At 39.3% G+C, this 12,994-nt stretch carries 8 protein-coding genes; all 8 read left to right on the forward strand.

Features of this window, described 5'->3' with window-relative positions; genetic code table 11:
• Positions 1–1,524 (forward strand): hypothetical protein, encoded by a 1,524-nt coding sequence (locus QZZ35_RS00095; protein WP_291235596.1) that lies wholly within the window; start codon positions 1–3, stop codon positions 1,522–1,524.
• Positions 1,524–2,243 carry a DUF6063 family protein gene (locus tag QZZ35_RS00100; RefSeq protein ID WP_291235597.1) on the forward strand — a complete coding sequence of 240 codons (720 nt, stop codon included), beginning with the start codon at positions 1,524–1,526 and terminating at the stop codon, positions 2,241–2,243. The genes QZZ35_RS00095 and QZZ35_RS00100 overlap by 1 nt, the downstream gene beginning before the upstream one ends.
• Positions 2,230–6,618 carry a hypothetical protein gene (locus QZZ35_RS00105; protein ID WP_291235598.1) on the forward strand — a complete coding sequence of 1,463 codons (4,389 nt, stop codon included), beginning with the start codon at positions 2,230–2,232 and terminating at the stop codon, positions 6,616–6,618. The genes QZZ35_RS00100 and QZZ35_RS00105 overlap by 14 nt, the downstream gene beginning before the upstream one ends.
• Positions 6,619–7,409: 791 nt before the next feature.
• On the forward strand, positions 7,410–9,491 hold the full coding sequence (locus QZZ35_RS00110) for a tetratricopeptide repeat protein (protein WP_291235599.1): 2,082 nt from the start codon (positions 7,410–7,412) through the stop codon (positions 9,489–9,491).
• A gap of 68 nt (positions 9,492–9,559) precedes the next feature.
• Positions 9,560–9,835, forward strand: a complete 276-nt coding sequence (locus tag QZZ35_RS00115) for a pro-sigmaK processing inhibitor BofA family protein (protein ID WP_291235600.1) — start codon at positions 9,560–9,562, stop codon at positions 9,833–9,835.
• Positions 9,836–10,087: 252 nt separating this feature from the next.
• On the forward strand, positions 10,088–10,981 hold the full coding sequence (locus QZZ35_RS00120; protein WP_291235601.1) for a hypothetical protein: 894 nt from the start codon (positions 10,088–10,090) through the stop codon (positions 10,979–10,981).
• Positions 10,971–12,248, forward strand: coding sequence for a CpaF family protein (locus QZZ35_RS00125; RefSeq protein WP_291233616.1), 1,278 nt, complete (start codon positions 10,971–10,973; stop codon positions 12,246–12,248). Before QZZ35_RS00120 ends, QZZ35_RS00125 begins: the two co-directional genes overlap by 11 nt.
• The gene (locus QZZ35_RS00130) at positions 12,245–12,988 is read left to right on the forward strand and encodes a type II secretion system F family protein (protein WP_291235602.1); all 744 of its coding nucleotides are present in this window, start codon (positions 12,245–12,247) and stop codon (positions 12,986–12,988) included. The genes QZZ35_RS00125 and QZZ35_RS00130 overlap by 4 nt, the downstream gene beginning before the upstream one ends.
• Positions 12,989–12,994 lie beyond the last annotated feature (6 nt).

Raw genomic sequence — 12,994 nt, forward strand, 5'->3', positions numbered from 1 at the left:
ATGGGAACAGAATCGCATATTTTAATTCATGAGATGATCGACGGGCATGAAGAACGGATGATAAACTTAAAAAAGTTTTATCCTTTTTTCAGACTTTGCGATCATGCACTGACTCAGTTCAGAGAAGGACGGTACGAAAGGATAGATATGGGATATGTGACCATGGCTGTCCTCCGTTTTTTTATTGAAGAAAACAGTTTTAATGACCGCAAGGTAGTCTATGAAGAATACGAGAGTTTTATGAGAGAGCTGTTGTGCCGGGATTTTTATCTGGACAGAGATGATACGGGCATAACCGAATTGATTCAGTATATTTTTGATAAGATCACAAATGAAGGACGGCCCTTCTATTTTGAGTATTATGAGCCAAAGACCGGACAAAAGAAAGCTGCAAGAACACGGCTTATTGAAAGCCATTATCAAGAGGGGATCGTTGCCTATACAATATCCTCAGATGCGGTTGAGTTTTATCTGGAAACAAAGGAGATGAAGGATGAAAGCCGGATCAGCATTGAGCAGCTCCTCCTGAATAAAATGATCCGTTCAAAAAATTTTAAAGGCGGGTTGGAGGTCATTCGTCGTATAAACAGTGAAGTCACCCGGCTTATGCTGAAACAGAATGAAATTGTGACGCTTTTAAGCCATAATATTTTTGAGGGTGTGAAGGAACTGGATCATTTTTCAAAAAGCGGACTTCGGTGGTTTGATGAAGAGCAAAAGCTCTTTGATACCAATCTGGAGCTGGTGAAGAAGGCGCTTCTTAAGGCACAGGAAGAGGATTACAATTCCCATGCCCTGGATGAGATTTTTTGTCTGAATCAGGAGCTTAAAAGGGCTATGGATCGGCATGAAGCACTTTTATCTGCCTGTACGAAACTTCAGGTTCAGGCGGATGAGATGATGATCAAAGCGAAACACAGCCGTTTCAGAAGGCGTATGGATTTTTCGGATCTTCTTAGAAAAGCGATGGAAAAAGATGATATAAGGCTTTTAGAAAGTATGGTGTCGCCATTGTTTGGTGTGAAGATTAAAAAAACGATGGGTTTTGGATGCCTGGATGAATGTCTTTTGTGCAGAAACGGCGAAGAGGAAAAGGGAGAGGCAGAGCCGGAAGGCATCGAAGAAAACTATGTATTTGAAGATGAGATTGAGGAGGAACGTATTTACCACAATTTCAGTCTGCTTTTAAGAATTCTTTTCGATACGCTTCTTTCACGAAAAAGTCTGATGTTAGAAGAACTCCAGCATTTGTATATTATGAAGTTTACAGAAAACATTTTAAATAATGGAGATTATTATGGATTTCTTGCGCATTTGAGTCAGAAAGATTACTATCATCTGATGCAGATACGCGAAAAACCGGATACATTTTTGGAGGAGATCATGGCAGAGCTTGTGATGAAGGATCGAAATAAAAACTATGAAGATTTGAGCTTTTCATTAGAGTTTCTTCCGGATCAGAAGCTGGATGCGGGCAAGGAAAATTATATTACAAATATTCGATTTGAAAGGCAGGGCATGTGATGGATAATGTAAATCTGGATAAAGCCATGGAGATATTTGCGCTGTTGATCGTAGGCGAAGAGATCGGCAGTGAATCGCATACGGAACTGTATGAGGAATATCGGAATAACAGTGAGGTTTACGATATCCTTATGTCTGTATTGAAAAAATCAAATTTAAAATTATATGAATTCGGGAATTGTCTTTATGTGACCGCGGGCGAGGGCAACAGAATTTTCGGCTTTACGAATGATGAGTTAAAGCGAACGATCGGGCTTCGGCTGAATAAGGAATTATATCTTGCATACTTTATTATGTATAATGTGATTTTGCTTTTTTATCAGGATTCCGGAAGTTTTTCTCATATTGATTATGTCCGAAGCGAAGATGTTATTTCCCAGACAGACAGTTCTATGCAGAAAGCTTTAAAAGCAGTGCATGAGAAAGCATTGAACGCATCCGAAGAAAACAGTTTTGAGATACTGGCAGCACTTTGGGAGGATATGCCTCTTGTGCCGTCAAATGATGATATGACATCTTTAAAAGCAGCCAGAGGATCTAAAACAGGATTTGTCAAGCTTGTGTTTAATTTTTTAGTTTCTCAGGATTTATTTTTTGAATCTCAGGGCCGATACTATATTAAACAGCGTTTCAAAGCTCTGGCAGAAAATTACTATGAGGAAAACAGGGGACGTCTGTATGCTATTGTGACAGGAGGTGATTTGAATGCCTCATATTAATCGTATCCGGGTGAATAATGTAAAGTATAATTTTGGTACACAGTTTTATGATAACTTTATCTTAAGATTTGATGGAAAAAATGCACTTTATGATCTGGCTAACGGCGGAGGAAAAAGTGTGTTAATGCTTCTTCTTTTCCAGAACCTGATCCCGAACTGTACACTGGATGACAAACAGCCTGTTGAAAAGCTGTTTCGCACAGATCAGGGAAGCACCACGATTCATTCAATGATTGAGTGGAAACTGGATGAACGTTTTATAAAAGATGGCTATAAGTATATGCTGACGGGATTTTGTGCCCGTAAAGCGCGGGAAGAACAGAAAGAAACGGCGGCCATTGAATATTTTAATTATATTATTTTTTATAGAGGATATAATGACAATGACCTGGTCAATCTTCCGCTCTCCAACGGGAAAGAGCGTGTCACTTATACCGGATTGAAAAATTATCTGAAGGATCTTGGCAAAAAGGATATGAGTCTGGATATTCGTATATTTGAACGTAAGGGTGAGTATCAGCGCTATATCAGTCAGTATGGTCTATACGAAAGTCATTGGGAAATTTTACGTGGAATTAATAAAACAGAAGGACATGTACGTACATATTTTGAAAATCGTTATAGGACGACACGAAAAATTGTCGAAGACCTTCTGATCGAGGAGATCATTCAAAGAGCCTTTTCACAAAACAGTCAGTCGGGAGCGGATATGGCGGATACCCTTGTTCAGATCAAGGATAAATTGGCAGAACTGGCGGAGAGAAAAGAAGAGATGGGTGCCTATGAGCGTCAGACAGAGATACTTGAAAGTCTTTCCGGACGCACAGGTATACTCAAGAAAGCCTATGAGGAAAAAGAAGAGCTGGATACCAATCTGGTAAAAACCTATCATACAGTAGCCGGATTAAAGCGGCTGCGGGAAAAAGATCTGGCTGTGTATCAGAAAGAGAAAGAGTATGCCGCAAAGCACAGGCATGAGATTTCGAGAAAACTGGATACGGTACGTATTCAGAAAAATCAGGAACTTTTGAAACAGCTGGAAGAAGACACTGAAAAATATGCGGCGGAGCTTTCCGGTATGGAGGAAGAATATAAGAAAAAACAGAGAGCTCTGGATATGGAAGAAGCTGTCCGGGATTATATAATTTACATGGATGTGAAGTCAAAATGGGAGGCATTGAAGGTGCTTTTATCCCATGATCAAAACGACAGTGACGGAAGACTTAAGGAACTGAATCATCTCGCAGCTATGCGCCGGGTTTGTGACGGAGAGGAAAGGGAGCGGCTGCAAAAGAAACTGTCTGCCGTCGAGAAGGCAGAAAGTGAGACAAAAGAGAGTCATCAACAGTCACAGGAGATGGAACGTCAGCTTTTTTGTGAGGGGGCAGTTCTTGACAGTCAGCTTCTGGAAGAAAAGAAACGGGAAAATGAGTCTCAGGAAGTCCTGAATGGGCTTCTTTGCCAACTCCCGGTTCTTATTCCTGAAAATGCAGATCAGATCCTCTCAGAGAAAAAACAGCTTCGCGGTGCGAATGAACTGAAATATCAACAATTATCTGAAAAACAGTTGAATCTGGAGAAAGATATTGTCGGTTACGAATCAGAAATTGAACAGTGTAAAGCACATAGGGAAAAACTTTTGAGAGAAAAAGAAGAATTGGATCGCTTTTTCAGTCAGTATACCATTGAGAGAGAAAAAAGTGAGCAGCTTGTACAAATTTATCATTCGCCGGATATCACAAGCCTTCTTGAAAATATCGACAGTCAGCTCCGGAAAACAATTCTTGACATTGAGTTAAAATCAAGAGAGATTCAGCTTCTTCGGAAAAAGCTTACACACCTTTCAGAAGGCAATCCGACCGTCATGGGAGAGGAAACCGCAGAAGTGATCGAATATATTCGGAAGTGTCACGGGCATAAGTGCATTTTTGGAGGCGATTATCTGAAAGAAGTTTCAGATTATGATCGGGATATTTTAATTGAGCGGATGCCCTTTCTTCCGGAAGCTGTCATTGTAGAGAGTGGACTGGCAGATATTCGGGGCGATGCTGTACTTATGCAGATGGATACAGGTGACAGAGTGATTCCGGTTGTATCTCTTCCGCAGGTTATGCGCCAGGAAGAGGTCATTGTGAGTCAGGAAATTCTTTTTTTGTCCGGCAATCCGGAACTGTATAAAAATCCTTCTGCCCGTCAGGAAATGTGTGACGGTATACAGAATAAACTTGAACAGTGTGTAAACAAAATGGCCCGATTAAAAGATCGTGAGAAAACAATTCAAACAGATCGAAAATATATGATAGGATTTGAATTAAATTACGAGGTGTATTATTCTGAAAAATCGGAACAATCTGTACGGGTTATGCATCAGTTGGAGGAAGAAAGTAAGAGGATTTTAAAATATGAGGAATCTCTCGGACTTTCTCGTGATGCTTTAGAGGGCAATCGAAAACTTGTGCAGCGAATGGAAGAAGAGAACCGAAATCTGGATTCAGATATTGAATTGCTCAGCCAGATGAAACATTGTGTTGAGCAATTAAAAACGATACGGGATAAGCAAAAAAAACTGGAAGCGGCACAGAGAAAAAATGCAGACCTTAGGAAAAACGAAGAAGAAAAAATCCGGTATACACAGGATACGATCGAACGTCTTGAAAATGAGAGAAAAGCATTGCTTGAGGGCATTGAAAATCTGGATAAACAGTGGCGGGAAGTCTATGAACCCTATTATATTTCGGGAACGGAGGAAACTCCGGATATTTCATCTTCGGATATTGATGCCCGGTTTAAAGGTATCAGAGAGGCTTATGAGAGAGAACATCTGGATCTGGAAGATAAGAAACAGCTTATGGAGAGCTACCGACAGACAATGGATACGCTGTTAGCATCGGTTCGCAGAAAGGATATATCTGTGGTGACTCTTGAAAATATGGCAAAAGAACACAGGCTGGCAGAGGCGGATGACAGTGTTCTGAAGAATATGGCAGATGAGCTGAAGTCATTGAAAGAGACAATACGTCAGAAGGAAGTTATTTTATTCCAGTACCGGGAAAATAAAAATAAGCTTTTTGGAAATGTTGAGCATGGTGTCAGCAGTATTGAAGAAAAATATGGTTCTTTTGAGTCGGTATCCCTGATAAATTCAGATTATGAATCCTTTTTCCGGCAGCAGAGTCAGGCTTTAGAGCTTATGAAAGAAAAACAACAGAAGGCCGAAGTTGGGATAGAAAATGCTTTCAGAGATATTCGCAGTTTTGAAGATATGAAGCGGGATCTTGAAAGAATGATTCGAAACGCAAATCTTATGTTAAACCGTACTCAGGAAACCTTTGGTCCGGAAATTGATATTTATAAAAAATATCGTGAGTGCAGCGAAAAGCAGATGCGTATGCATACGGAGATCCAGAAACAGCGGGAGGCTTTTGATCGGGACAAAGAAAAGGCAGCGGAGAATCTGTCAAAGGCGGGAGCTCAGGAGCTGGCAGGATCCATACGATCAGAAGTTTCAATTCCTTCATCATCGGAGTTATGTGCCGAATTCATGCATCAGCTTAAGGATACAGCACAGATTATAAGGCTTGAAAAAGAGCGTATTGAAAAAACCATCAGTGATATGGTCCGCATTAAGCAGAACTTTGAAAAACAGTGTCTTCAGAGGTGCCTCAGCATAAGGGCTGAGTTGGAGAGATTTCCTGCTTTTTCCCGGATTTTCCTGGACGGAAAGACCATTCCGATGGTTATGCTGAAAATTCCCTATATTCGTGAGGAAATGTATGAACAGAGAATGTCAGAGTATATTGACGGGATTGTTGCACAGACGGATCTGTATCATACTCAGGAAGAAAGAGTTGGGTATATTCGTCAGCAGCTGTCGTGGAAAAGGCTGTTTTCTGTCATCGTCACGGATATGAACAGTATTCGCCTGAGCCTGTATAAGCGGGAAAGAGTGAAAGAGCAGAGCCGGTATCTCAAATATGAGGAGGCTGTGGGAAGTACCGGTCAGTCACAGGGAATTTATATACAATTCCTCATCGGTGTTATCAATTATATTTCTATGGTATATTCGGGCGGCGGAGACAGTTCAAAACTGCGGAAAGTTATTTTTATTGACAATCCTTTTGGAGCGGCAAAAGATATTTACATATGGCAGCCGATTTTTGAACTGCTTCGAACAAATCATGTGCAGCTCATCGTGCCGACACGCGGTGCCACACCGGCAATTACGGGAAAATTTGATGTCAATTATATTCTGGGGCAAAGAATGATTGATAAGATGCAGCAGACGGTCGTGGTGGATTACAGTTCCAATGTTGATGTGTCTGAGATGGATTATGAAAAACTGGAATTTGAACAGGAAGTATTTGATTTTATCTGATATTGGTTTTTGAAAAGTAAAGGCATTCCCATACAAAAGCGGGGATGCCTTTACTTTAACAAAAAATATACAGAAAATTAAATAAAAAATGAAAAAATATATTGACAAAACATAAGATAATGAATATAATATAGACATAAACAAAAGAACTTATTAATAAACAGAAAACAAGGAGGCGAGTCCATTGAAAAAATAAGTGCTCAATAATAAGATGATTATTTTCTTTGCAGTAGATAAGATTTAAGGAAGTAAGTGATTTGTGAATAATTCGTCCATTGTTTGCAGGTTATTTTAAAAGCTTAATTGTTATTGATATTTAGAAGTTAAATTATTTGAGATAGTCCAGATACATATCAGTATATGATAAAATGATTCGGAGAAGCCTGGAAGAAGTTCATCAATTATAAGTAATCATCCATTATTGTAAGAATAAATCGTAGATTCGTTGTATAGCAAAGAGATTGATTGTTAAAGATATACTCCGATATAAATATAAAGTTAAGGTTAAATGATAAAGGTATTATTTTATAAATGATATACCAGAAAAACTGAATAGTGGAATAAAATATTATATTTGATATGATGTATATATCGAATGATAATAAGAAAGGAACAAAAGTATGATTGAACCAGTTAATTGTTAAGCAGTCGTTCGTATCTTAAAATGATAGAACGGCTGCTTTTTTTGTATGCATGAAATTCTCATGGACCTATCGGCTATTGTCAAGAAAAATCAATTATGTTAAAATTGTTCTGAGTCACAGGATTGTAGTCGTAAGGAGATGAAATAGTTGGAAAAATTTAATGAAGCGGATTTAATGAAAGAAATTAAGAGCTGTACTTATGAACAGGATTATGAGACAGCAGTCAAGCTGGCAGAAAAACTCGATTTGAATAAGATAAAAAATGTATCTTCTCTTTGCCTGTTAGGAGAAATATTTTTGCATGAAAAAGAGGATGATCTTGCAGAGAAAGTATTGCTCAAGGCATATGAAAAGATGCCGAAGGGACGGAGAGCATTGGATCTGCTGACAAGTCTGTATATTGAAAAAGGCAGTTATTCAGAAGCTGAGTATTATTATAAAGAGTTTATTTCTGTTGCTTCAAGAGATCTTCATCGGTATATTCTCAGATATCGTCTTGATAAAGGAAAGGGCGAAAGAACTTCCGTATTGATTCATACACTTGAACAGCTTAAAGATTATGAATATATCGAAGAATGGGCATATGAACTGGCTAGATTGTATCATGAAGCCGGAGAAGATAAAAAATGTCTTAAAGAGTGTGAGGATATTGTATTATGGTTCGGCCATGGAGAATATGTTGATCTGGCCAATGCGCTGAAGAATAAAATTCTTGGAAAAGACGAGCAGGAACCTAAAATCGATGCGTCAATGCAGCAGACGGTTGGTGCTACATATATGTTTGATTCGGAAGGCCTTTTAGAGAGAAGTGGTCTTAATGTGCCTTTAAATGTGGATGAATATATGAAAGACGATGATGAATATTCAGATGTATATGACTTGGAGGAAGGCGGAAAAACAGAAACGATAGATACTGATGCCTGCAATGAAATTGAACAGGCTGTTCGGGAAACAGAGACTGAACAGGAAGAAAAAGAAGATACTGAGGCTAAAGCGGAAGAAGCGGAAGAAGCTTCAGGAGAAACCGTCATCTTAGATACAGACGTTATTGCCGCGAAGGCCGCAGATATTCTGGCCGGAGAAAAAAACGAGGAAGATGTATTGAAAAAAGATACTGTGGTGGACGAAAAGGAAGATTTTGTTGCAAGAATCCAGAGAAATCTGGAAGCGAATCGAATGCCTGTGGATATTCCTGTCAGTCAGAATTTTGAGGAACAGATGCGGATGATGGCATTAGAAATAGATTCGCCGGATGAAGATGATGTGGATGAGATTATCAGTGATGATCCAAATCAGACGGTCATGGATCTTTTCAGCGATGAAATTGGTTTGGCTGCGTCAGAGCCGGTGGAAGAAGAAAAGCAGATTGAGATTCCGGATGCGGAGGATTCTGCTGCGGATGCGGAAGAAGTTAAGCTGGTTCAAGAGGATGAAGATGAAATTGTTGCGGAGGATATTCCTGTTCCGGATACAGTTCTGGATATATTCTCAACTGCCGTAGATATAAAGAATGTGAAGAAGCAGTTGGCTGAGACATTTACGAAACTTGAATCTTCTTTATTGGAAAAAGAAGATATTCTGGCACCATACGATATTAATTTTGTTGTATCCGGTACAGATGAAAGTATGAAGTCACAGATTTCTATTGGGATTGCGAAAGCTTTGAACACATATGGTATGTGCGATAAAGGGAAAATCGTCCGGGCCACATCAGATGAATTGAATCGGATGAATTTTGCACCTGTTTTTGAAAAAATTTCAGGAGGCTGCCTGATTATTGGCGGCGCAGGCGCCCTGTCAAAGGAATCGGTTGATATTATTTCAGATTATGTTAATCGTGACGGACAGAATGTTGCCATTGTTTTCGAAGATTCGGAAGCAGATTTATTGACTTTATGGAAAAAATATCCGAAGCTGCGTTCAAAATTTTTGAACGTGATCAACATATCCAAGTATGATGAGAGCGAGTTAGTTAAACTGGCGGAATCCTATGCTAAGAGACGGGGATATGAAATGACGGAAGAAGTTCAAAATGAAACTTTGAGAGCGATTTTTGAAAAACGTATGCATGACGGCGAAGATGTGAATTACGAGGATGTTATGGCGATTGTGGATGAGGCCGTTGTAAATCTTGAAAAACGTAATATGAAGAATTTATTTATGACGGTGCTGGACAATGCATATAAAGAAGCTCAGATGTTTACGTTGCTTCCGGAAGATTTTTTATAGATCTTAAAGACATAGAATAAAAGACAAGAGCGTATGATTATAGTAATTAGTAAAGGGTGGAGGAAACGGTGATACACAACCAGCTTTTAGTAACGATTATTATCATAAGCTCTTGTTTTTTTATTGGGAGTTTAATGCTTCATCAGGGGCATTATGTTGTGAAGAGCCTGTTCAGAGGCATTTTAGGGCTGTTCTTGATCGGATGCGGAAATATCATTTTTAAAGCTTTTGGGATTTTTATGCCTGTAGGAGTAAATGTTATGAATTTTATCCTATCTGCGGTTTTGGGAATACCGGGACTGTTGGCACTTTACGGCATAGGTTTATGGGAGCTGTTTCATTGACAAAATGATGAAATCAAATCGGAAAATTAGCAGCATATGACACATAAATATGAAATAATATAGATAGACGACATATATAGTGTAAAATGATGTAAAAAGCCTTCGACGGATTGTCAGCCTCGAAGGCTTTACAAATAGTCAGAGCCTGTTTATAATGAACCTATCATTTCAATTCTGAATAAAATTTCCATTAAATCAAACAAAAAAAGTGAATATTGAAGTGGGATACTGTCCCTATAAAAGGGAGGTCTTATGTTTTACAGACAGCTATACATATGTGATGTAGAAAAAGTGTATTTAAAACGTTTATCGTCTTATCTGAGTCGGCATCCAGGGTTTATGTGGAAGATAAAAACCTACACAGAGCTTTCACAATGTCTTGGGGAACGACCGGAAATACTTCTTGTATCAGGGCGTGCATTGAAGCAGATGGACAGTGAAAAAGGAACAGTGGCTGTTCCGGACATTAAAGGATGTCAGATTATTTTACTTGAAGATGATTCGGGAAATCCCGGAATAGAATTGTCTATAAGTAAGTATCAGTCAGCAGGAAAACTATATGAAGATTTAATGGAAATTTTAGGAGAAAATCTTATACAAAATACGGAGGTGATCGGAATTTACGGGCCGTCAAGCGGACCGGAAGCAGAGGTTTTTGCAGAAAATATAGGAAGAGAACAATTAAATAAGGGGGAGGTTCTGATTATTTCTTTGACAGAATTTTCTACATTTTCCCGTGATGAGGAAGATGACAGCAGCATTAGTGAATGGTTCTATTACAGAGCACAAAAGTCAGATGCTAAGAAACGGTTAAGAGACTGGACATATAAGTCTGAAGGGCTGGATTATCTTAAAGGATTTCGAACAGTGTATGACCGTATGGAAATTCAGTTGGAGGAATGGAGCAATTTCTTTAAGGAAGGACTTAGGAAAAGTCATTATACAACAATTATTTTAGTATTTGACCGATTACCAAAGTATATGGAACTTTTCGTCTGGTGTGACAGAATTTTTGTCCAATGGGGAGAAGACGGTTACGGTGATTTGAGAAAGAAGGTGTTTTTAAAGATGGTATCTTATATGGGAATGACGCAATTACTGGAAAAGATTAACGTGGAACAAGAAAGGAGAGAAAATGTCAAATAAACATGATTGTACAAGGATTAAAAAAAATTTACAGGCAGATTTACTCAGAATATTAGAGTTAAAAAATGAATGGTCCGATGATGAAATACTGGACCAGATTGATGAGTTAATCCTGTCAGCAAGTAAAAGTATTTATTTAAGTGGATATCGGAAATTGATGCTTCGTCAGGAATTATTTAATTCCGTTCGTCGGCTGGACCTGCTTCAGGAACTGGTTGACGACAAAGATATTACGGAAATAATGGTGAACGGCATGGGAAATATTTTTTATGAAAAAGATGGCCATATCATTCGATGGGACAAGTCTTTTGAATCGAATGAAAAACTGGAAGATGTTATTCAGCAGATCGTTGCCGGGGCGAACAGGCAGGTCAACGAGTCTTCACCAATCGTTGATGCGCGTCTTGCAGATGGCTCTCGTGTCAATGTTGTATTAAAACCGATTGCACTCAATGGTCCGATTCTTACAATTCGGAAATTCCCGGAGGAGCCGATGAACATGGAAAAGCTCATCGGTCATGGGGCATTGACGAAGGAGGCGGCAGATTTTCTGGAAAAACTTGTGCGGGCAAAATATAATATTTTTATTTCCGGAGGTACGGGAACAGGAAAGACGACGATGCTGAATGCATTGATGGATTACGTACCTAAGGAGGAGCGTGTGATTACCATTGAGGATTCTGCCGAACTCCAGATATCGAACATCATTAATCTGGTAAAGCTGGAAGCGCGTAATGCGACAGCGGATGGAGAAAATCAGGTAACGATCCGGGATCTTATAAAAAGTGCCTTAAGAATGAGACCGGACCGGATTATTGTGGGCGAGGTGCGTGGAGCAGAAAGTGTGGACATGATTCAGGCCATGTCCAGTGGACATGATGGCTCAATTTCGACAGGGCACTCAGGTTCACCTGAGGAAATGTTAAGCCGTTTAGAAACGATGGTACTTATGGGTACAGATATCCCGCTGTTGGCGATCCGTAAACAGATTGCTTCTGCCATTGATATTATTGTCCAGTTGGAGAGACTCAGAGATAAAAGCAGAAGAGTCACAGAGATTACGGAGGTGATCGGATGTGATGAAGGGGAAATAAAATTAAATCAGCTCTTTATATTTAAAGAGGATGATGAACATTGTGTACGGGAAGACGGTACATACTGGACGGAGAATAAGAAGGTCTCCGGTCAGCTTGTGCTTTCCGGTAATCGGTTATATCACAGAAAGAAATTGGAGGCAGCGGCAATATTCCTGGAGGAAGGACTGTGAAAGTAACATCTGAAGGTCATTGCAGAATGACGGTCATTGAATATATAAAAAGTATCATTTTATGGATTGTCATATGCACAAGTATAGGATGGCTGTTTTATGGAAATATAAAATATTCGATTGTCGGATGGCCGGGGTATATCATTTTCAGAAAAGAAGTTTATAAGATAAGTTATAAAAAATACAATAAACAATTGCGTATGGATTTCAAGGACACAATGTTGTCGATCTACAGCTCGCTGTCTGCCGGTGCAGCCCTGGAAGAGAGTATACGAAGAGCATTGGAGGATATTGAGCGGAGCCTGAAACCAAATTCAAGAATGATACTTGAACTTAACATTATCTGCCATAAAATGGAGCGTAACATTTCAGTTGTTCAGTGCCTTGAGGAAATGTCGGAAAGGTGTCAGAATGCGGAGATTGAAAACTTTGTACAGATTCTCATATTGGCAAAAAAGCAGGGAGGAAACATGGCAGATCTGGTTCGGGACAGTGTAGATAAGATTCAAAGGCGTATAGAAACAGGATATGAAATTGAGGGTATTATCGGAGCAAAGCGGAGCGAATTTTTCTTTATGTGCGTTATTCCGGCCGGCGTTATTTTATACATGAGAGTGTTTTCATCAGAGTTTATGGAGGTTTTGTACGGGAACCTTACAGGTTTTCTTTTAATGAGTGTTTGTCTGGCGATATATGGGGCGGCATTTGCATTAGGTTTGAAAATATTGCGGCTGGAGTAGGAGGAG

It is taken from the genome of Frisingicoccus sp., from assembly GCA_016298055.1.
Taxonomy (GTDB): Bacteria; Bacillota; Clostridia; order Lachnospirales; family Lachnospiraceae; genus Frisingicoccus.

Coding starts and splice junctions, on each gene's coding strand:
- QZZ35_RS00095 (WP_291235596.1), top strand. CDS start 1: ATGGGAACAGAATCGCATATTTTAATTCATGAGATGATCGACGGGCAT.
- QZZ35_RS00100 (WP_291235597.1), top strand. CDS start 1,524: ATGGATAATGTAAATCTGGATAAAGCCATGGAGATATTTGCGCTGTTG.
- QZZ35_RS00105 (WP_291235598.1), top strand. CDS start 2,230: ATGCCTCATATTAATCGTATCCGGGTGAATAATGTAAAGTATAATTTT.
- QZZ35_RS00120 (WP_291235601.1), top strand. CDS start 10,088: ATGTTTTACAGACAGCTATACATATGTGATGTAGAAAAAGTGTATTTA.
- QZZ35_RS00125 (WP_291233616.1), top strand. CDS start 10,971: ATGTCAAATAAACATGATTGTACAAGGATTAAAAAAAATTTACAGGCA.